Annotated in this window: 15 protein-coding genes and 1 pseudogene; 11 read left to right on the top strand and 5 right to left on the bottom strand. The window is 68.2% G+C overall.

Annotation, left to right across the window (positions count from 1 at the left end; all coding sequences use genetic code 11):
- Positions 1 to 855 precede the first annotated feature (855 nt).
- Positions 856 to 1740, top strand: a complete 885-nt coding sequence (locus ACWESM_RS32740) for a universal stress protein (protein ID WP_364433701.1) — start codon at positions 856 to 858, stop codon at positions 1738 to 1740.
- Positions 1741 to 1925: 185 nt separating this feature from the next.
- Here the strand turns inward: ACWESM_RS32740 and ACWESM_RS32745 are convergent, their stop codons facing one another.
- The 3 genes and pseudogenes from ACWESM_RS32745 to ACWESM_RS32755 form a co-directional block, all read right to left on the bottom strand.
- Positions 1926 to 7382, bottom strand: coding sequence for an ATP-binding protein (locus ACWESM_RS32745; RefSeq protein WP_452495072.1), 5457 nt, complete (start codon positions 7380 to 7382; stop codon positions 1926 to 1928).
- Positions 7383 to 8208: 826 nt separating this feature from the next.
- The gene (locus ACWESM_RS32750) at positions 8209 to 8700 is read right to left on the bottom strand and encodes a TetR/AcrR family transcriptional regulator C-terminal domain-containing protein (protein ID WP_452495124.1); all 492 of its coding nucleotides are present in this window, start codon (positions 8698 to 8700) and stop codon (positions 8209 to 8211) included.
- A gap of 12 nt (positions 8701 to 8712) precedes the next feature.
- A pseudogene (locus ACWESM_RS32755) lies at positions 8713 to 8868 on the bottom strand (TetR/AcrR family transcriptional regulator); the annotation flags it as partial.
- Between the two features lie 408 nt (positions 8869 to 9276).
- Here ACWESM_RS32755 and ACWESM_RS32760 point away from each other — a divergent pair.
- Positions 9277 to 10254 (top strand): ADP-ribosylglycohydrolase family protein, encoded by a 978-nt coding sequence (locus ACWESM_RS32760; protein ID WP_452495074.1) that lies wholly within the window; start codon positions 9277 to 9279, stop codon positions 10252 to 10254.
- 474 nt (positions 10255 to 10728) lie between these two features.
- On the opposite strand, the gene ACWESM_RS32765 is transcribed toward ACWESM_RS32760, so the two are convergent.
- The gene (locus tag ACWESM_RS32765) at positions 10729 to 11685 is read right to left on the bottom strand and encodes a LysR family transcriptional regulator (protein ID WP_355074257.1); all 957 of its coding nucleotides are present in this window, start codon (positions 11683 to 11685) and stop codon (positions 10729 to 10731) included.
- 64 nt (positions 11686 to 11749) lie between these two features.
- Here ACWESM_RS32765 and ACWESM_RS32770 point away from each other — a divergent pair, with 64 nt between their 5' ends.
- The 9 genes from ACWESM_RS32770 to ACWESM_RS32810 all read left to right on the top strand — a co-directional run bounded on the left by ACWESM_RS32770 (position 11750) and on the right by ACWESM_RS32810 (position 21043).
- Positions 11750 to 12883: an XdhC/CoxI family protein gene (locus ACWESM_RS32770; RefSeq protein ID WP_364433714.1), complete on the top strand. Its 1134-nt coding sequence runs from the start codon at positions 11750 to 11752 to the stop codon at positions 12881 to 12883.
- 80 nt (positions 12884 to 12963) lie between these two features.
- Positions 12964 to 13854, top strand: a complete 891-nt coding sequence (locus ACWESM_RS32775; protein ID WP_355074261.1) for an FAD binding domain-containing protein — start codon at positions 12964 to 12966, stop codon at positions 13852 to 13854.
- Between the two features lie 2 nt (positions 13855 to 13856).
- On the top strand, positions 13857 to 14375 hold the full coding sequence (locus ACWESM_RS32780; protein WP_355074262.1) for a (2Fe-2S)-binding protein: 519 nt from the start codon (positions 13857 to 13859) through the stop codon (positions 14373 to 14375).
- Positions 14372 to 16762 carry an aerobic carbon-monoxide dehydrogenase large subunit gene (locus tag ACWESM_RS32785; RefSeq protein WP_452495077.1) on the top strand — a complete coding sequence of 797 codons (2391 nt, stop codon included), beginning with the start codon at positions 14372 to 14374 and terminating at the stop codon, positions 16760 to 16762. The genes ACWESM_RS32780 and ACWESM_RS32785 overlap by 4 nt, the downstream gene beginning before the upstream one ends.
- Before the next feature lie 26 nt (positions 16763 to 16788).
- Positions 16789 to 17682 carry an XdhC family protein gene (locus tag ACWESM_RS32790; RefSeq protein WP_364433984.1) on the top strand — a complete coding sequence of 298 codons (894 nt, stop codon included), beginning with the start codon at positions 16789 to 16791 and terminating at the stop codon, positions 17680 to 17682.
- Positions 17679 to 18272, top strand: a complete 594-nt coding sequence (locus tag ACWESM_RS32795; protein ID WP_364433722.1) for a nucleotidyltransferase family protein — start codon at positions 17679 to 17681, stop codon at positions 18270 to 18272. Before ACWESM_RS32790 ends, ACWESM_RS32795 begins: the two co-directional genes overlap by 4 nt.
- A complete protein-coding gene (locus tag ACWESM_RS32800) occupies positions 18272 to 19156 on the top strand; it encodes an AAA family ATPase (RefSeq protein ID WP_452495126.1) in 885 nt (294 codons plus the stop codon). Before ACWESM_RS32795 ends, ACWESM_RS32800 begins: the two co-directional genes overlap by 1 nt.
- A 13-nt stretch (positions 19157 to 19169) precedes the next feature.
- Positions 19170 to 19814 carry an SRPBCC family protein gene (locus ACWESM_RS32805; protein WP_452495079.1) on the top strand — a complete coding sequence of 215 codons (645 nt, stop codon included), beginning with the start codon at positions 19170 to 19172 and terminating at the stop codon, positions 19812 to 19814.
- The gene (locus ACWESM_RS32810; RefSeq protein ID WP_452495081.1) at positions 19811 to 21043 is read left to right on the top strand and encodes a vWA domain-containing protein; all 1233 of its coding nucleotides are present in this window, start codon (positions 19811 to 19813) and stop codon (positions 21041 to 21043) included. The genes ACWESM_RS32805 and ACWESM_RS32810 overlap by 4 nt, the downstream gene beginning before the upstream one ends.
- Before the next feature lie 157 nt (positions 21044 to 21200).
- Here the strand turns inward: ACWESM_RS32810 and ACWESM_RS32815 are convergent, their stop codons facing one another.
- Positions 21201 to 21641 (bottom strand): RICIN domain-containing protein, encoded by a 441-nt coding sequence (locus ACWESM_RS32815; RefSeq protein WP_364433732.1) that lies wholly within the window; start codon positions 21639 to 21641, stop codon positions 21201 to 21203.
- Between the last annotated feature and the right edge of the window lie 47 nt (positions 21642 to 21688).

The following is a 21688-nucleotide window of genomic DNA, read 5'->3' on the forward strand; positions in this document are numbered from 1 at the left end:
GGGTGCGGGAAGCACGGCCGAACTCTCGGTCGGTACAGGGGACGGACCGGAACTCGGTGGCGGCGCGGTTGTCCCGACCGGTTTCGTCGTCGTGGTCGTCGTCGGACTCGGTTGCGTCGTGGTTGTGGACTCCGGCTTTGTCGTCGTGGTTGTCGGTTCCGGATTCGTCGTGATTGTCGGTTCCGGCCTGGTCGTCGTGGTTGTGAGCTCCGGTTCAGTCGTGGTTTTGGGCTCCCGTTTCCCCGTCGTGGGCTCCGGCGTCGTCGGGGTGGTCGTCCAATCGGACCGCGTAGTCTTGGGCAGCCAGTCATCCGTGGGCGTGCTGTTCGGCCAAGCGGGTTGCGACGTGACCGGCGACGGGTTGGGCACGGTGGTAACCGGCTCCGGTGCCGCGACCGGTGCCGACACCGCGCCGAGCAGTCCCGCTACGGCCGCCGCGACAAGGAATACTCGCGAATCGTTTCTCATGATCACCTCCCCCGAGACAGGCATGCTCCCGAGGATGCAGTCGAGCCTTCGCTCTCCTCGACCTGCCGACGCGAGTAGCCGACTACCCGTTTCCCGTAGTCGCGCCCGTACCCGTCTGCCTCGGCACCGCCCTTGATTCGGCGAGGCCAGCGGATGTATCACCAGTCGAGGCTCGAACGCACCATCCGTGCTCCGCGACTTCGCCGCAGAGGTCGCCGCGGGGAAGGCGGCTCCCGGCCGGGTGCAAGAGCGGGACCTTGGTCCTTCGCCGCTGGCTACCGGTTGCTCTACTGCCGCCTCGCCGAGGAGACGGACACTCGCAGGTACGCCGCCACGATCTCGACCCGGCCCGACAACGGCCCCCGCATGCGAACCGGAGGAGAACCCATGTTCACTTCGAGCAAGGCTCCGATCCTCGCGGGTGTCGACGGTTCCGAGGTGGCGCTTGCCGCCGTGCGCTGGGCCGCCATCGACGCCGCCCACCGCCACGCACCGCTGCACCTCGTCTATCTGACCGGTGGCCTCGGCGACCACGGTTCCGGCGTCGAGTTCGGGCCGTCCGCCCCCGGCAGCTATCGCTGGGGCGGCCCGGACGCGTTGGAGATCGCGTACGCCACGGCCATCGCCGAATCCGCTCCGATCAATCGGATCGACGTGACCGCGGAGTTGACCAACGCCGCCCCCGTTCCGGTTCTGCGCCGCCGATCCGAGACCGCGCGGCTGCTCGTGGTCGGCGCCCATGACCTCGGCGCGTTCAGCCGCGCGATGCTGGGATCGCTGAGCACCGCGCTGGCGCGGCAGGCGGGATGCCCCGTTGCCGTCATTCCCCGTGGCGTCGAGCACGGCGACGGGCCTGTCGTCGTCGGCGTCGATGCCTCCACGAGCAGCGCGGCAGCCGTCTCCTTGGCTTTCGACGAAGCGGCGTTTCGCGGCGCCGATCTCGTTGCGGTCCACGCGTTGTCCGGCTTCCCCGGCTCGCTCATCGAATCGCGGGAGGGTGGCGAGGGATTGCTCGACCGGAGTTTGGCAGGGTACAGCGAGGCGTATCCGGAAGTGACGGTGAGGCGTGTCGTGGTCGAGGACCACCCCGCCAGGCGACTGCTCGAGGCGGGCGAGAAAGCGCGGTCGATCGTCGTCGGCAGCCGCGGGCACGACGAATTCTCCGCGATGCCGCTCGGTTCGGTCAGTAGAGCCGTACTACACGGGGCGCAGGTGCCGGTGATAGTCACAAGACCGGCGAGCTTTGCGCGGCACCCCCGGAACCGGCGATAGACGGGCACCGCCACCGCGATCGACGGACCGTCAACGCTACCGATTCACGGTGCACCACGGGGAGCCGTGGGCGCGTAGCCGAGCTCGCACACGAGGGCGGGCGACGACTGCCGATCGGATTGTGCCGCTATCGAGCACAACCGACCGTCCAGCCGCCGCCCGCCGAGGACGCCGCCCGCCCGCCGTCAGCCGTCCAGGCGCTCCTGGATGGCTTCGATGACGCGAAGCCGCAGTTCATCGGCGCGGATGACCGCATCGACAGAGCCGACTTCGACGGCGCGCTGGATGTTGTGGATGCGGTCGAACTCCGCGGCCACTTCACCGAGTTTCTCCGCGCGCACCGAGGAGCGCAGTTCGTCCAGTTCGGCGCTCAGAGTGGCGCGATCGGTACCGGCCGCGTTGGCGACGCGCACCTCCAGCTCCTGCACCCGCGGGTCGGCCGTGGTGCGGGTGGCGACGTCACCGGAGAACACCGCCGCCGCGGCGGGCGCGCCGCCGAGCACCGAGGCGAATGAGCCTTCCAGCGCCAGGACGGTCATGTTCGGGTTCAACGCCTTCGAGAAGACGACGAACGCGCCACCGTGATAGCGGGAGATCACGCAGAACACGATCGGACCGTCGAAGTTGACGATCGCACGGCCGATCTCGGCGCCGTACTCCAACTGCAACTTGCGCATCGACTCCGGCGACCCGTCGAAGCCCGACAGGTTCGCCAGCACCACCAGCGGACGGTTGCCGCTCGCGGCGTTGATCGCCCGCGCGGCCTTCTTCGACGACCGGGGGAACAGCGTGCCCGCGGTGTAGGTGTCCGGGCCGTCGGTGGGCGGAAAACCGTGCCGCGGCACGCCCCTGGACTCGATGCCCAGCAGGCACACCGGGATTCCGCCCAGATGCGCGTCCTGCACGACGGCGGTCTCGGCGTCGGCCATGCCCGCCCAGCGCTCCAGCACGGGGTGGTCCTGGTCGGCGACCGCGCGCATCACCGTGCGGATGTCGAACGGCTTCTTCCGGTCCGGATTCGCGGTGGCGGAGAAGATCTCGCCGACGGTGGCGAAGTCGCTGCCCGCCAGGACGTGCGGGAAATCGGAGATGTCGCGATCGATGGGATCGCTCGTCTGCGACCGCCGCGGCGCCTGCTCACCAGGGACGATGTAGGTGTGGTCGTAGTGCGCCATTAGGATGTCGCGCGCCGCGGCCAGGTTCGGCGCCCAGTACTGCGCCTGTCCGTTCGGACCCATGACCCGGTCGTAGCCGCCGATGCCGAAGTTGTCCTCGGCCGACACGCCGCCGGAGAAGTCCAGCGCCTGCTTACCGGTGAGCACCATGGCCGAATCCGGCGTCATCACCAGGATGCCCTTGGTGTGCATGAGCATGGTCGCCTCGGCGTTCCAGTACGGCTGAGCTCCGACATTGATGCCCGCGACCACGATGTTGATCTCGCGGCCCGCCTGGGTGAATTCGACGATCCGCTTGAGCGCGGCCGCCACCCAGTCCATGTTCTCGGTGCCCGATTCCATCGAGATGCGAGCGCCCGCCGACAGCGCGTACCACTCCAGCGGCACCTCCAGGCGCTCGGCCAGGTCCAGTGCGGCGATCACCCGCCTGCACTCCGGTTCCGACAGCGCGCCCAATGCTTTCGTCGGGTCGCCGAGCAGCACCACCCGCGTGACGCCCTCCGGGTGTTTCGGGGTGGCCGTGGTGATGACGCCGGCGACGATCGCGGCGGTGTTGCGCCCCTTCGGCCGGTCGACCGGGACGAGCGTGTGATCGCTGTCGAGGTCGTATTCGGTGAAATCGCCTAGCAGGCCGGTCAATTCGTAGGGGTACACCGCATTGCGGCCCGCGGCGCGCAGCACCTTCTGCCGGTAGGCGTCGAGCGGTTCGATCGGTTCGTCGGACGGCTCGCCGAAGGTCACCACGGTGCCGCCCGCGGCATCGAAACTGATCCGGATGGCCACCTTCGCCAACTCGCCGGTGTCCGCGTCGCGTTCCCGCGCGATGAGCACGATCTCCTCGAGTCCGGCGCCCGCGGTCGTCGGCAGCACATGCCCGCCGATCCGCTCGAGCTCGGCGCGGGTGACATCCAGCGGCGGCCAGACGTACATCACGATGCGATTGGTGTTGAGCCGCTTCGCCGACGGCCGCTGCGACTGCGCCCGGCGGATCGAGTCGAGGCAGGTGGCGATCGTGCTCTCGGCGGTCGGCAGCGCGAGCAGCCGTCCGTCGTGTTCGCGCAGCGCGGTCAGGTCCCGCACCTGGGCGAACGCGATGAGCCGGTCGTCGGCCGGATTGTCCTTCGCGACGCACCGGAACAGATAGATCTCCTCGTCGTCGGACGACGGCAGGCGCGTCAGATCGAACTTGCGCAGCCGCTCCATTTGCATCCGCTGCGCGATGTACGGATGCAGGCCGCGGATCAGCCTTTCCTCGGCCGGGCCGGTGGCCGACGGGCGGAAGGTGAAGTGGTGATGCATGACCGCGCCGTTGCTGCCCGCGACTGTCGCGGTGATCCGGTGCACCTGCTTCGGCAGCGGCTGCGCGCTGAGCACCGAGTGCAGAGCCGCGGCCATGGCGTCGAAGTCGGCGGGCTGCTTCTCCCAGCTGAGGTAGATGTCGGCGTCGATCGACACCGCGTCGCCGGTCAGTTCGGCCAGCCCGCGCACCGCGGTGCCGAGCGCGTCGAAGCGCACCGCGGCGGACACCAGGCTCGCACCGTCGCGGTCGGCGATCAGGTAGCGGCATCCGTCGACGTCGTGGGTACGGACGCCGGTGAGCCCCTTGTTGCCGTAGTACCGGCGGGTCAGCACCTCGAGCATCGCCGTGTTGTCGTCGCTGCCGCGCACCAGCCGCTGGCCCAGCAACCGCACCAGCGGTTCGGTGCTGCGGACCATGTCGGAGATACGCTCCGCGCGATCGGACGCGTCGGGATGGGTGTCCAGGTACCGCAGGGACCGGCGGACATTGGTGTACACGCGGGCGCGATTACGCCGCAGCAACGGCTGGCCGTACCAGCCGAACACCAGACCGCGAGCAAGATCGGCGAGTACGGGGAAATGCACCTGGGTCGCGGCGACCAGCCGTTCCAGTGCCAGACCGACCGGTTCGCGCAGGGCTCGATCGGGCATCCGCTCGCCCAGCCACTCCCGCAGCAGTGCCGTCACGACCGCGACGGTGTCGGTGCGTTGCTGGGCGAGGAAGATCCGGAAGACCGCGGCCTCGAGCTCGGGGGAACGTTCCAAATCGGACACGCCGTAGTGGCCGAGCGCCCGCGCGAGCTTGCTCTTGAACGATTCCGGCAGTCCGGCCCGTTCGACGTCCAGGCTCTGCAGGTAGGTGTGAAAGTACTCGCGGGCACTGTGGACATGCCCTTGGGCGTCCTCACCCGACGGCCGGTTGTGGCTCAACTCGGCGAGGTCGGTGAACACGTCGATGAGTTCGAGTTCCTCCGCCAGCGGCCTGCGGTCGTCCGCGACGGCGATACGGCGGGCATCGAGGTAATCCGTCAGCACCCGGCGGTCGTCGTGCGGATCGACGTCGAAACCGAGCAGCAGGCCGCGCAGGTCCTGCGATCGTCGGACGATCCGCTCGTGCGGATGAGCCTGCGCATCCCCGGCGGGCAGGTCCAGTTCGACCGACCCGACGGCCGCGGTCTCCTCGACCGCGTCGTCCACCAGGCGCTCCAGCCGCAGCAGCGGCGCCCCGGTCTCCACCTGGGTACCGACCGAGACGGCGCATTCCTTCAGCCGCGCCTTGAACGGTGCGCGCAGCACCGTCTCCATCTTCATGCTCTCCAGCACCAGCAGCGGCGCGTTGGCCTCGACCTCGTCGCCGACCTGCAACGGCGTGGCGACCACGAGCGCGGGTGCCGGTGAGCGGACGACGCCGCCCTCGTCCCGGCTCACCCGATGGGTCACACCATCGACGTCGACCACGTGGATCGGCCCGTGCGTGCCCGCGGTGACGCGGAAGGCGGTGCCGTTGACCACGATCTGGCCGGAATGCCGGTCATAGCGGACCAGGTCGACATCGGCGGTGCGGATGTCCTCGCCCGCCTCGATGCCGATGCGGAACCGATGCGCGCCGGTACGGGCCACGCGCACCCGATAGCCGACTCCGCGCAATTTGAGGTCGAGCGGTCGGCCCGCGTGGTGCTGCACCAGGGGACGACCGCCCGCGGCGGTGGACAGCAGGCGGTCCCGCTCGGCCCGTTCCTCTTCCTCGTAGGCATCGATGGCGGCGGCCGCGAGCGCGACGGCGGAGTTGCGGTGCGAAACGAGGCGACCCTGTCCGCGCACCCGGTCGATCCAGCCGGTGTCGGCGCTCGCGTCGATCACCTCGGGCTGGTCCAGCAGTTCGAGGACGAAACTCTTGTTCGTAGCGCCGCCCTCGATGATCACCCGGGTCTGCCCGACGGCCCGGCGCAACCTACCCAGCGCCTCGGACCGGTCGCGGCCGTAAGCGATGATCTTGGCGATCATCGAATCGAAATCGGCGGGGATGACATCGCCTTCACTGACACCGGTGTCGACCCGAATACCCGGCCCCGCGGGCAGGTCCAAGCGGGCGATCCGGCCCGGCGCGGGAGCGAAGTCGCGGTCGGGGTCCTCGGCGTTGAGCCGCGCTTCGATGGCGTGCCCACGCTCGGCGGGCGGCTCGCCCTCGAGCCGTTCACCCGAAGCCACCGCCAGTTGCGCGCGAACCAGGTCGAAACCGGTGGTCTGCTCGGTGATCGGGTGCTCGACCTGCAGACGGGTGTTGACCTCGAGGAACGCGAACAGCTCGTCACCGGGGTGATAGAGGAACTCGACGGTCGCCGCGCCGCGGTAACCGACCGCGACCGCCAGGCGCTCGGCCGAGGCCTTGAGTTCGGCGACCTGCTCGGGCCGCAGCACCGGTGACGCGGACTCCTCGATGACCTTCTGGTTGCGCCGCTGCACCGAGCAGTCGCGCACACCCAGCGCCCAAGCGGTGCCCTGACCGTCCGCGATCACCTGAACCTCGACATGGCGAGCGCCGGTGACGAGCCGTTCGAGGAACACCACACCACTGCCGAACGCGCGGGCGGCCTCCTGCCGGGTGCGTTCGTAGGCGTCGACCAACTCGGCCTCGTCGGTGACAACGCGAATACCGCGCCCGCCGCCGCCCGCGGTCGCTTTCAGCATGAGCGGGTAGCCGATGTCGGCGGCGGAGGCGAGCGCGTCGTCGACGGTCTCGACCGGGCCGCGGCTCCACGGCGCGACCGGTACACCGACCTCTTCGGCGATGAGCTTCGCGCCGATCTTGTCGCCGAGTTTGCGCATCGCCTCGGCATCCGGACCGATGAAGGTCACGCCGATCTGGTCGCACAACTCGGCGAACGCCGGATCTTCGGCGACGAAGCCCCAGCCGACCCACGCGGCGTCGGCCCGGGTCGCCACCAGCGCCCGTTCGAGCGCCTTCAGATCCAGGTACGGTCGCGCGGAGGCCGGCCCGAGGTCATAGGTGATATCGGCCTCGCGCACGAACGTCGCGTTGCGATCGACATCGGTGTAGAAGGCGATGGTCTCGATCGAACGTGCCGTTTCCGCGGCCAGGTCTCGGACCGCGTGGATGAGGCGCATGGCGGCCTCTCCCCGGTTCACAATGGCGATGCGGCTGAACACTCGCCGTCCTTCCTCTCCGAAGTTGTGGCCCGGTCGACGGGCAAAAGGGTGGATACCCTTTGTCGCACATCCGGTCGGTGCAATTACACCTGTCCGGTGGTTACTCGGCCGTATCGTCGCGCGGGTGCGGGGCAGGCGCGCCGGGTAGCCCGCTGCCGACTGCGACGGTCAGGGAAGCGTGGAGTGATCCGGCAGCCGTCGGTCGCAGAGATGGCGATACCTGCGACGGCCACCCCGACGCCGCATGGTAAGCATCGTTCACCACGCGAAGGTTAGAGGCAGGCCGGTGCCGCGTCAATCTTTTCGCCTCGCGTACGCTCGCGTCGTCGGATTCCGCTACGAAACCAGAAACGCGAATTACTGGTCGGTTTCGAATATTTTAGCGAGTACCGAGAGCTGTGGCGCCGCAACCTGCACGCGAACGGCGTCTCCCTTTCGCAGACGTCTCCCCTCCCACGAACGGGGAACCCGCCACTTCGCGACCCACCGGACGCCCCCGTGACGAGGAACCGCGTAGTTGTCCCGGGTTCACCTCCTCACCCGGGGTACGGAGCAAATGACTCGATGCGCCCGCCGTAGCGCGTTCCGATCGCGATCTTCCCGACCTCGGCTTTACCGTAGGCATACAAAAGGCTCGGATGCCGATTCACCCCGTCGCGCTGCCACCCCGCACCCGGGAGGCCCGACGCGCCGACCCAGGTCGCAGATGCATATGAAGCGCACCGCCTTCGCCGATGCGTCGACGTCCGGACAGACCGCGAACCGGTTGAGCCGATCAGCCATGATGCGGCCGCGCCCGTCGATTCGGCCGAATCCGACGCCGCGGTCAGTTACGCACCGGGGCAAGGATGTTCGCCGAATCTCGAACCTTGCCGTAGAGAACAGCGCGCAATCCGTCCGTGAACCTCAGATCCCGATCACCGGTCATAATCGCGAGGACATCGTCGGCGCCCTCCTGCCGGGCATGATCACCGGTCGAAATTCGCGCCACCAGGGAATCCCACTCGCCCGCGTTGCTCAGTTCGAGATAGGCCTGTTCCTCGATGACGAAACCCGTGATGTAGGAACGCAATACCAAAACGATCTCGCCGACGCCGAACTGCGGCAGAACCACACCGCGGAGGAGTGTCGTCAGCGTACTGGAGACTCTGATGGTCTCCGGCGAAGGCGAGTACGAGCCCGCGACGACGCGCCCTCCCTCACGGAAACGAAGTATCGCCGCACGAATACGCCGACAGCAGATCATCGTCTGAGCGACATCGGGGTTGCCGAGGTCGATATCCGACAGGTCGACGGCCCGGAAAATGGTGTCGGCCATCGCACGCTGGAGATCCTTCCGGTCCCGTAAATGCTTGTACAACGCACCCGGCGTCACCCCCGCCGCGGCCGCCAGCCGTCGCATCGTGAGCGCGTCCAGACCGTTCTCCGAGACGTAATCGTGAGCGATGTCGGCCAGACGATCCCGGGTCAACCCGCGCTTGGTCATCGCTATCGCGCCGATCCCGCGCCGCGAGCAGGCTCAAGGACGCGGCGAGTGCCTCCCCCCACGTGATCGACACATATGAGCCGTCGAGTCACCCCACGGACATCTACGAAGCGGAGGCCGTCCAGATCTCCCGAACGCGAGACGGAAGTGGTTACGACCGTCGGGTGATCACTGTTCACCTCGCCGAGGCTAGGACAAGCGCTGCATTGCCGTCAACGGCTCTACGGGTGATACATATATTGATGCGCATATCTAAGTATGAACATGCAATTGTTCCCGTGGCGCCCGACGACAGCGAATTCACCCATCTCGCCCAGCTGGGCGTTCCGCCGTCAGCGCTCGGTTCAGGTACGGCCCAGCCTGCGCATTCGTATGCACCGCCGTTTCGGATGGCTACCATCAGACGCGATGCATGTTGAGTTGATGCTCGATTCACTCGATGGACTGTCCGTGGGAGACGCGCTGGGAGCGGAATTTCCCATCATGGGCCGGTCGATTCCGGATCTTCGGGCCGGCAATCTCCCGGCCCGGCAGTGCGGGTGGACCGACGACACCGAAATGGCCTGCACCGTGGTTGCCGAACTCATCGGTCGCGGTGGGATCGACCAGGATCGGCTCGCCGCCGCCTTCGCGCGCCGATTCGACCCGAGCCGTGACTACGGCTTCCTGGCGGTCGGTACCTTGCGCCGGATCCGCGACGGCGTGCACTGGCGGGAGGCGGCCGGAGCCGTGTACGACAACCAGGGATCCTGTGGAAACGGTGCGGCCATGCGGGTCGCTCCGCTCGGCGCCTTCTACGCCGACGATCCGGAAAAGATCGCCGCCGAAGCGGCGCGATCGGCGCAGGTGACGCATCTGCATCCGGAGGGCGTCCTCGGCGCGGTCGCGGTGGCGCTCGCGGCCGGTCAGGCCGCACATGCTCGCCTGCGCGGAAGTCGGCCCACGCCAGCGGATTTCATCACCGGCGTCCTCGACCGCCTCGACGATGGCGAGACGACCCGCCTGATTCGCCGTGCTCGTAGTCTGCTCGAGGCCTCCGCGGAGGAGGCCGCGGACGAACTCGGCAACGGATCCCGGGTCACCGCGCAGAACACGGTGCCGTTCACGATCTGGGTAGCGGCGACGCATCTCGACGACTACCCGGCCGCGATCACCACGTGTATCGCCGCGGACGGCGATATCGACACCACGAGCGCCATCGTCGGCGGAATCGTCGCCGCCCACACCGGCACCGACACGCATCCCGGCCCGCTCGGAGGAGTGCCGCGAACCTGGCTCGCCGCGCGAGAACCGTTGCCCGGCTGGTTCGACCCCACCCGCCGACCACCACGGCGCAAAGATTCCGTTTCCGGCCGCTTCCGGAAGTGGCTGTCCGGCGCGTCGTGAGAACAACCAGCTGACGCCGTGGATCCCCAACACCAAGACGCCACTCCCCCGTCGTACTTCCCCCCCTACCCTGACGCTCGCCGCACCGGTCGCGGCCCAGAGCCTCGTGGTCGCAAAGCTTTTCAACCGAGCGGTGCCGATCATGCGGTGACGTGAGCGATGTCCTGTGCCCGCGGGCGCCCTTGGACGGCCCACGCTTCTCAGTGGCGAATGAGGTCGGCCCGGGGCCTGAACCAACGACTGCTCGAGCCGGGCGGCAAGGCCTTGCTCCTCGCCGAGGGCCCGCCGCAAATGCTGGATGATCCTGTCCGGCTCGCTCACATCAGCCTCCTGCCGACCGTGTAAACCCAACTCTACGTCGCGGCCCGCGGCGGCCAGACGTTCCGCATCGCCGACAACATCGACTCCGCCATCGAGGCCGTCGTGCCGACTCGAGGCGAAGCATCCCGTCGACGGTGCGCAGCAGTCGCGGTTTCAACTCCACAGGGTCACATGCACTTTCGGGCGAAACCGCGTGACGCCCACGCCGGACCCACGGATCATCGCCTGGATGCATCGCGGGGTGGTGATGAACCGCAGCAGTTCCGACACCGCGGGCTGGCGGGAATCGGGCGGCAACGTGGTGGCGCACCACTCGTCGGATACCTGGAGCCCTGGTCCCTTGACGTGGATCAACCGACCGGCCGCGAGATCGGCGGCCACGGCGAAACCGATCGTCGGGGTGATGCCTCCGACCCGGCGGACCTCTTCCAGAGCGGCGGCGTCGCTCTGGAAGATCCGCTGATGGGATTCGGGTACCGCCAACTCGCGCAGCATCGTCGCGATGTGCCCGTCCACACTGCCCGCGCTGGGACCCAGCATCCACGGCTGCTCCCGCAGCAGCGCCGGAGGTGCGGCGGCGCCCGCCAGAGGGCTGTCGGGGCGCGCGACCGAGATGATCTGATACTTCAGGAACGGCCGGGCGGCGATGGCCGTGTCGGCGTTCTCCGGCCCGGGCCCGAGCGCGATGTCCACCGCACGGGTCTCGATCAGACCCCGGAACCGGCTGGTGGGGTGCACGCTCAGCTCGACCGCCAGATCCTTCGCCCGCGCCGCGAACAAGTCGATGAGGCCCGGCGCGGCATGTTCGGCGAACGCGCTCGATGCCGCGATGCGCAGCAACCGTCGGCCATGGGCGGCTTCGCTCACCTCGATCGCGGTCTGCCGTTGCAGTCCGAGGATCTCGATGGCCCGGCTGGCCAAGCGCAATCCGCCGGGCGTGAAGGCCAGCCCCGCGGCGGCGCGGGTGAACAACGGGTCGTCGAGCTCTTTGCGCAGCTGGGCGATGTGCAACGAGACACCGGCGTCGGACATCCCCAGCTCTCTGGCCGCCGCATGGACGGAGCCGAGCCGCACCACGGTCGAGTAGGCCCGAAGCTGGGCGGGCGTCACGATCCGAGTCTAGTTTGGAGGTGGACGCGGTGCCTACCGCCGTATCGCGCCCGGAGGACGCATCATGCAGGACGTGCTCACGGATCTGATGGCAACGTGGAACGCCGGGGGCACGGCTGGGGTCGCGACGGTCGTACGCACCTTCCGCTCGGCGCCGCGGCCGCCAGGCGCCGCCATGGTCGTCGCCCCGGACGGTACGGTCGGCGGTTCGGTCTCCGGCGGCTGCGTCGAAGGCGCGGTCTACGAACTCGCCACCGATGTCGTGCGCACCGGTCTTCCGGTGCTGCAGCGGTTCGGGTTCTCCGATGACGACGCGTTCGCCGTCGGCCTCACCTGCGGCGGCATCATCGACATCTTCGTCGAACCCATCTCCCGGAAGACGTTTCCGGAACTCGGCGAGGTGGCCGCGGACATCGCCGAGCACCGGCCGGTCGCGATCGCGACCGTCATCGAGCACCCGGACCCCGGCCGGATCGGGCGGCGGCTGCTGATCCGGCCGAGTGACGCGCGCGGCACGCTGGGGTCGGCGCGCACCGACGACGCGGTGATCGATGACGCGGCCGGGTTGCTCGCGGCGGGCCGCAGCGAGGTGCTGTCCTATGGCCCGGACGGGCAGCGTCGCGGCGAGGGCATGGCGGTTTTCGTCGCCAGTCATGCCAGGCAGCCGCGGATGCTGGTGTTCGGGGCCATCGATTTCGCCGCCGCCGTGGCGCAGCAGGGATCATTTCTCGGCTACCGGGTGACCGTATGCGACGCGCGGCCGATCTTCGCCACCTCGGCCCGGTTCCCGACCGCCGACGAGGTCGTCGTCGACTGGCCGCACCGCTACCTGGCCGCGCAGATCGCGGCAGGCGCGGTCGATGCGCGGACCGTCGTCTGCGTGCTGACCCACGATCCCAAGTTCGACGTTCCGCTGCTCGAGGTGGCCCTGCGGGCGCCGCGGATCGGTTATGTCGGCGCCATGGGGTCGCGCCGCACGCACGACCAGCGGCTGGCGCGCCTGCGGCAGGCCGGACTCACCGAGGAGCAACTCGCCCGGCTCGCCAGCCCGATCGGGCTGGATCTGGGCGGCCGGACGCCGGAGGAGACGGCGGTGTCCATCGCGGCCGAGATCATCGCGCGGCGCTGGGGTGGGCACGGCCGTTCGCTGACCGGAACCGGCGGACGGATTCACCACACGGCACCGACAGCCGATTAAGTGATTACTTAATCCGGCCTTGACCCCCAGTTCAGCGGCGCAGAAGCTGAGCTTCTCCCCATGAACGTGAGGTGGGTCACATGCAGGTGCCCGGACCATTCGAATACGAGCGCGCGACGGGCGTGGATCACGCCATCGGACTCCTGGACCGGCTCGGAGAGGAGGCGCGCATCATCGCGGGCGGGCACAGCCTGTTGCCGATGATGAAACTGCGCCTGGCCAATCCGGAATATCTCATCGACATCAACGACCTGGCTGCCGAGCTGGGCTATATAGTCACCGATCCGACCCTGGTGCGCATCGGCTCGATGGTGCGGCACCGGCATCTGCTCGAATCCGACGATCTCGCCGCGGTGTGCCCGATCTTCCGTGACGCCGAGCGCGTGATCGCCGACCCGGTCGTGCGCAACCGCGGCACGATCGGCGGCTCGCTGTGCCAGGCCGATCCCGCCGAGGATCTGACCACGGTCTGCACGGTTCTCGGCGCCACCAGCCTGGTGCGCGGACCGTCCGGCGACCGGGAGATCGCGATGGACGACTTCCTGGTCGGCCCGTACGAGACCGCCATGATGCGCAATGAACTTCTGATCGAGATCAGAATTCCCGTGCGGCATCGGACCTCCAGCGCCTACAAGGAGGTGAAGCGCCGAGTCGGCGACTGGGCGATCGCGGCGGCAGGCGCGACGGTGACACTGCGCGACGGTGCGATAGCGGCCGCCCGGATCGGCCTGACCGCCGTCGAGCCCGATCCGGCGGCGCTGGCCACCGCCTCGGACCTGCTCATCGGTGAGGCGCCCACCGAAGAGATCTTCGCGGAGGTGGGCCGCCGGGCGAGCGCGGCGTGCTCACCCGCTTCCGATTCGCGTGGCAGCGCGGACTACAAGCGCCACCTCGCCTCCGAACTGACGATCCGCGCGCTGCGCACCGCGGTCGAGCGCGTACCGAACGATCCCGCGCTGAGAGGGAACTAGCCATGCAGGTAACCATGACCGTCAACGGCGAGCAGGTGAGCGCCGACGTCGAGCCGCGCACCCTGCTCGTGCACTTCCTACGAGACCAATTGCGGCTCACCGGAACCCACTGGGGATGTGACACCAGCAACTGCGGCACCTGTGTGGTGGAGGTGGACGGCGAACCGGTGAAGTCGTGCACGATGCTGGCCGTCATGGCAGGCGGGCGTTCGGTGCGCACCGTCGAGGGACTCGAGGTCGACGGCAAGCTCGATCCCGTGCAAGAAGGCTTCATGCAGTGTCACGGGCTGCAGTGCGGATTCTGCACGCCCGGGATGATGATCACGGCCCGGGCACTACTCGACCGCAACCCGGATCCCGACGAGCAGACCATCCGGGAGGCGATCTCGGGCCAGATCTGCCGCTGCACCGGATACACCACCATCGTGCGGTCGATCCAGTGGGCCGCGGCGAAGCAACGGGGCGAAGCGGCGGAGCCAGAACCCGCGCCCACCGCGGCGCCGGTAGGGAGCACATCATGACCGCCGTCGAATCCCGGCCGGAAGACCGCGTCGACAACGACCGCAAGCCGTGCGGGCACGGCAGGATGCTCCGCAAGGAGGATCCCCGGTTCATTCGCGGACGCGGCAATTTCGTCGACGACGTCCAACTGCCCGGCATGCTGCATATGGCGATCCTGCGTTCGCCGTTCGCGCACGCGCGGATCGTGAGCGTCGACGTCTCCGCGGCACAGGCGCATCCGAAGGTGAAGGCGGTCGTCACCGGGGCGGACCTCGCCGCCAAGGGACTGGCCTGGATGCCGACGCTTTCCAACGACGTGCAGGCGGTGCTGGCGACCGACAAGGTCCGGTTCCAAGGCCAGGAGGTGGCCTTCGTCGTCGCGGAGGACCGCTACGCCGCGCGTGACGCGCTGGAACTCATCGACGTGGAGTACGACATGCTCCCTCCGGTGATCGATGCCCGGACCGCGCTCTCGCCCGAGATGCCGGTGATCCGAGATGATCTCGAGGACAAGCGGGACAACCACTGCTTCGACTGGGAGACCGGTGACGCCGCCGCGACCGAGGCGGTGTTCGCCCGCGCGGACGTCGTCGTCGAGCAGGAGATCGTTTATCCGCGCGTGCATCCCGCGCCGATGGAAACCTGCGGCGCCGTCGCGGATCTCGATCCGGTGACCGGCAAGCTCACCCTGTGGTCGACGAGTCAGGCGCCGCACGCCCATCGCACGCTCTACGCGATGGTGGCCGGGCTGCCTGAGCACAAGATCCGGGTGATCGCACCCGATATCGGCGGTGGTTTCGGCAACAAGGTGCCCATCTACCCGGGATACGTCTGCGCCATCGTCGGGTCGCTGCTACTGGGCAAACCGGTCAAATGGATGGAGGATCGCAGCGAGAACCTCACCAGCACCGGGTTCGCCCGCGACTACATCATGCTCGGTGAGATCGCCGCCGACGCCGACGGCAAGATCCTGGCCATCCGGTCCACCGTGCTCGCCGATCACGGCGCGTTCAACGGCACGGCCGCCCCGTTGAAGTATCCGGCCGGCTTCTTCGGTGTCTTCACCGGCAGCTACGACATCGAGGCCGCCTACTGCAAGATGACGGCGGTCTACACGAACAAGGCCCCTGGCGGCGTCGCCTACGCGTGCTCGTTCCGGATCACCGAGGCCGTCTACTTCGTCGAGCGGTTGGTGGATTGCCTCGCGCAGGAACTGAAGATGGATCCGGCGCAGCTGCGGCTGCGCAATCTGCTCCGGCCCGAACAGTTCCCGTACACCAGCAAGACCGGTTGGGTCTACGACTCCGGTGACTATGAGAAGACCATGCGCTTGGCGATGGACATGATCGGATACGACGCCCTGCGCGAAGAGCAGCGGGAAAAGCGCGCCCGCGGTGAGTTGATGGGCATCGGGATGGCTTTCTTCACCGAAGCAGCCGGCGCGGGACCGCGCAAGGATATGGACATCCTCGGGCTCGGGATGGCCGACGGGTGTGAGCTGCGGGTCCACCCGACCGGCAAAGCCGTTGTGCGGCTGTCGGTGCAGACCCAGGGGCAGGGACACGAGACGACGTTCGCCCAGATCGTCGCCGAGGAACTCGGGATACCGCCGGACGACATCGACGTCGTCCACGGCGACACCGATCAGACCCCGTTCGGCCTCGGCACCTACGGCAGCCGCTCGACTCCGGTCTCCGGCGCCGCTGCCGCGTTGGTGGCGCGGAAGGTGCGCGACAAGGCCCGGATCATCGCGTCCGGCATGCTCGAAGTGTCCGTCGCCGATCTGGAGTGGGAGAAGGGCTTGTTCCACGTCAAAGGCGACCCGTCCGCGGCCGTCACGATCCAGCAGATCGCGATGCGAGCACACGGCGCGGGTGATCTGCCGGAGGGTATCGAGGGCGGACTCGACGCGCAGATCTGTTACAACCCAGCGAATCTCACCTACCCCTATGGCGCGTACTTCTGCGTCGTCGATGTCGACCCGGGGACGGCCGTGGTGAAGGTCCGGCGCTTCCTCGCCGTCGACGACTGCGGGACCCGGATCAACCCGATGATCATCGAGGGTCAGGTGCACGGCGGCATCACCGACGGCATCGGCATGGCGCTGATGGAGATCATCGCCTTCGACGAGGACGGCAACTGCCTCGGCGGATCCCTGATGGACTACCTCATCCCGACGGCGCTCGAGGTTCCGCATTTCGAGACCGGGTACACGGTCACTCCTTCGCCGCACCACCCGATCGGCGCGAAAGGTATCGGCGAATCGGCGACCGTCGGATCACCGGCGGCAGTGGTCAACGCGGTGGTGGACGCGTTGGCGCCCTACAAGGTTCGGCACGCCGACATGCCGCTGACGCCGTCGCGGGTCTGGGAAGCGATGCAGGGCCGGGCCACACCGCCCGTCTGAGTGGGGTGGGAGCGATGGGAACACCGATGAAGATGACCGAGCGTGCACAGCAACTGGTTCGGACCCGGACTCCGTTCGTGCACGCGACCGTCGTCCGAGCGCAGCAGCCGACCTCGGCGCATGCCGGGGACGAGGCGATCCTGTTGCAGGACGGGACGATCGAAGGATTCGTCGGCGGCCAGTGCGCCCAGAACTCGGTCCGCAAGGCCGCGCTGGGCGCCCTGCAGTCGAACGAGAGCGTGCTGCTGCGCGTGCTGCCCGACGGCGACCTGCAATTTCCCGAAGCCCCCGGCGCGGCTGTGGTGGTGAATCCCTGTCTGTCCGGCGGAGCGCTGGAGATATTCCTCGAGCCGCAGGTTCCGGCGCCCTTGGTGCGCATCTGCGGCGCGACACCGATCGCGGACGCACTGGCCGAAATGTGCGCACTGGTGGGATTCGATGTGCAGCGCGGTGTCGGCGAAGCCGACTCCCCGGATTCGCTGACCGACACGACCGCGGTCGTGATCGCGAGCCACGGCGGCCCGGAAGCCGAGACGATCCGCGCCGCGCTCGACTCGGGTGTGGGGTATGTCGGTTTGGTGGCCAGCAAGATCCGGGGAGCGTCGATTCTGGACGAGCTCGGCTTGACCGAAGCCGAGCAGATGCGCGTGCGCACCCCGGTGGGCCTGCCGATCGGCGCCAAGACCTCGGCGGAGATCGCCGTCTCGATCGTCGCGGAAGTGATCCAGGCGATCCGCAAGGGCGGCTTGGCCATCCCGGTTCGCCTGTCGAGCGTCACGTTCGAGGCGCTCGATCCGGTGTGCGGTATGACCGTGGCGGTCGGGCCGGACACACCACATCTCACCATCGACGACGTCGACTACTGGTTCTGCGGCTCCGGCTGCCGCACTTCCTTCGCCGAGGCGAAGACGGGCTCATGACAAACGGATTCGTCACCGGGGTCGTACTCGCGGCGGGAACCTCACGGCGTCTCGGCACACCGAAACAGCTACTGCCATACCGGGATACGACACTTCTCGGCGCCACACTGGACGTGGTTCGAGCCTGCGGTTTCGGTCAGATCATCGTCACCCTCGGCGGGGCGGCCGCAGCGGTCCGGCAGCAGGTCGATCTCACCGGGGTGGAGGTGGTCGTGGCCGACGACTTCGGTTCGGGCTGTTCCTCGTCGTTGCGTTCGGCCCTGGGCTCGGTACATCCCCTGGCCCCCGGAATCGTGCTGATGCTCGGTGATCAACCGGGTCTGTCGGCCGCGACCGTCGAACGACTGATCGCCGACGCGACGACCGCGGCGATCACGGTCTGCGGCTACCGCGACGGCGTCGGGCATCCGTTCTGGCTGCCCCGCGGCCTGTTCGGCCAGTTGGCCCGACTGCACGGCGACAAGGCGGTCTGGAAGATCATCGAGTCGGGCCGCGTCCCGGTGTCCCGGCTCGACGTCGACGCAGCGGTGCCCTTGGATGTGGACACCTGGGCCGATTACGAGCGCCTGCGCGCCTCGACCTCGCCATGATGTCGCCTTTCGCCGATATCGAGGACGTGATCCGGCGATTCGACGCCGACGACTACCTGCTCGACACCGGTACCGCCGCCGCCTTCTATCTGGCCACCACTTTGGGTCGGCCCCTACTGCTGGAAGGCGAGCCGGGAGTCGGCAAGACGACCGCGGCGAAGACCCTTGCCACCGCGCTCGCCGCGCCGCTGATCCGCCTGCAGTGCTACGAGGGCCTCACCGTGAACGAAGCGCTGTACGACTGGAATTACCAGCGTCAGCTGCTCAGCATTCGGCTCGCCGAAGCGCACGGCGCCGACCTCACCGAAGCCGACTTGTTCACCGAGGCATTCCTGGTCGACCGTCCGATTCTGCGCTGTGTCCGTTATCGCGGTCCGACGCCCCCGGTGCTGCTGGTCGACGAAATCGACCGTGCCGACGACGAATTCGAGGCGTTGCTGCTGGAATTCCTCGGTGAGGCCGCGGTGACCGTGCCGGAACTCGGCACCTTCACCGCCGAGCGGCCGCCACTCGCGGTGCTGACCTCGAACCGCAGTCGCGACCTGCACGACGCGCTGCGGCGGCGCTGCCTCTACCACTGGATCGACTATCCCGAACCGTCCCGCGCGGTGGCGATCGTGCGACGCACGGTGCCCGGGGCGACCGATGCGCTGATCGAACATGCCACCCTGTTCGTCGCGCACGCTCGCGGTCTCGATCTCGACAAGCCGCCCGGCGTCGCCGAGACCATCGACTGGATCGCCGCGTTGGCGACGCTCGATGTCGCCGATCTCGTCGCGCCGGAGGCGGTCGCAGCACTCAGCGCGCTGGCGAAGACACCCGACGACCGCGCGACCGTGCGGGAGGCGTTCGCCGAATATACGCGAGACCTGGCTACCGGATGAGAGGGATGCCGCAATGAAGATCGCCAACGAGTTCACCGTCAACGCACCCGTCGAGCGGGCATGGGAGGTACTGACCGACCTCGAACAGGTCGTCCCGCTCCTGCCAGGCGCACAGATGGTCGGATGGCAGGGAGACGACTTCCTCGGCAGATTGAAGGTCAAAGTCGGCCCGGTGACCAGCGAATTCACCGGCAAAGCGCAATTCGTCGAGCGCGACGAACACGACCATCGCGCCGTCATCAGCGGGCGCGGCCGGGATTCACACGGTTCCGGGAACGCCGCCGCGACCATCACCACACGGCTGTGCGCGGACGACGGCAGGACGCGGGTCACCGTCGACACCGACCTCAAGGTTGTCGGCAAACTCGCCCAGTTCGGCAGCGGAATGCTGCAACAGGTGTCCGAGAAGATGATGAATCAGTTCGTCACATCCTTGGAGACGAAACTCGCGGCTGCCGATGAGACCTCTGTGGAGCCGGTAGCCGAGCCGGACCGCCGAGCAGCGCAGCCGGTGGCGCCGCCCGAGCCCGCGCCGCTGGACCTTGTCGAACTCATGGGGCCCGCGATGATCAAGAAATATGCGCCCGCGGTCGTGTTCGCACTCGCGGCAGTGCTCGGAATAATTCTGCTGCGCAAGCGGATACGCACGAATCGATGACGCGGGCGGCACTGCTGCGCGGGGTGGATCTGGCGGCGTTCGCCGTCGCGGTGGTCGCGCGGCTGCGGGGAAGTGGCGTCGCGGTGGCGCCGAGCGGTCCCACGCTGTTCGTGCAAGCCTGGCGTCGCATGGCGCCGCGCTCGCGCACCGAACTCTACTGGGCCATGCGACTGACGCTCGTCGATCGCATGCAAGATCTCGCCGCCTTCGACGCGGTCTTCGCGGCGGTGTTCGCCGACGCGGTGCTGGGTGTGGACCCGGCGAGCCGAACGCACGGACTACCGGCCGAACGCGCGTCGGCGCCGGGCACAGTCGGTCGGGGGCGGTCTCGGCACGGCGGTGATGTCCCCTGGGCGACACCGCGATCGGCAACCGGCGCCGACCGGTCCACCGACCAGGCTCCAGCGCTGCCGGACGTGCTGCCGAGCCGGTTCGCCGCACGGGAACAGGAACCGTTCGCCTGCTTCGATCCGGACGATCTGCGAACGATCGGCGCCTGGCTGGAACAGGCGGCGGCGCTCTGGCCGCAGCGCCGCAGCACGCGCCAGGAAAGTGATCCGCACGGCAAGCGGATCGACTTCCGGGCGACGATGAACCACTCGCGGCGCACCGGCTGGGAGTCGGCCGTGCTGGTCCGCACCCGTCCCCGGCGTCGCCCGCGCCGGATCGTCATGGTGTGCGACGTCAGCCGTTCCATGCAGCCGTATTCGACGATCTACCTGCACCTGATGCGGGCCGCCATGCAACGCCGTTCGTCCGATCGACCCGAGGCGTTCGCCTTCTCCACTTCCCTGACCAGGCTTACCCCCGTGCTCGCGCACCGTTCCCCCGAGGTGGCGGTGGCCCGGGCCAACGACAAGGTGCTCGACCGCTACGGCGGCACGCACATCGGCCGATGCCTCGGCACACTGCTGGCGACTCCGTCCGGTAACGCGGTGCGCGGCGCCGTCGTCGTCATCGCCTCGGACGGTTGGGACAGCGACACTCCCGATCTCTTGGCCCGTGCGATGGCCCGGATCAGACGCCGGGCTTGGCGCGTCATCTGGCTCAATCCCCGTGCGGGCGAGTCCGGGTTCCAGCCGGCCACCGGCGCGATGGCGGCAGCCCTGCCGTTCTGCGACACCATGATGCCCGCGCACACTCTTGCGGAGATACACGCGTTCGTTCGGATTCTGGCATCGTCGGCTGTGTCCGCCGACCCAGGTCGATACCCGATCCCGTCCCGGTGATCATCGAGAAACCTTGCGGTGGCGCAAACCCACCCGAGCCCTCGACGGCACACCCGAGGCGCACCGGCTACTGCGCGACCATTCCGACCGGGGTTCCACATGATTGAGTTTTGAACAGCGTCCTGTTCGATCGCGCTGTCCGCCGTCCGGCGGATGATCAGGTGTGCTGGAATTGCCACTGCTGGGTGCGGCTGATCGGCGCGGATCGCGCGAGCCCGATCTGCTCGGGGCCGATGTCACCGTCGTGACCGGGCAGGTCGAGGACGAACTCGCAGGCGGCCCAGACAGCGATGCGGTAACAGTCGGGGTGGGCTTCCTCGGCGGTGATCTGCCACCCCATCGGCGTCCCACTGCACTCGAGGTGGGTTCCCTCGCTCACCACCCCGTCGCCGAGTCCAAGCCTGGTGCCGGTGCGTCCGCTGCCGATATACCAAATTCCCTCGCCGAATTCCGGCGCTCTGGACAACAGCCAATGCTGCCAGCCGTCCTCGACACCTGGCTCCGCCACCACCGTCACCTGATCAGCGCTGTCGAGCGCCAGCACACAACCGGCGCCGACATTGACGATCCGATAGACACCCTCGCTCAAACCGGTCATGATCCGTCGTCCTCACCATCCGCTAGATCCCGAGGCCACGGTGTTCC

Source organism: Nocardia sp. NPDC003999, assembly GCF_053604885.1.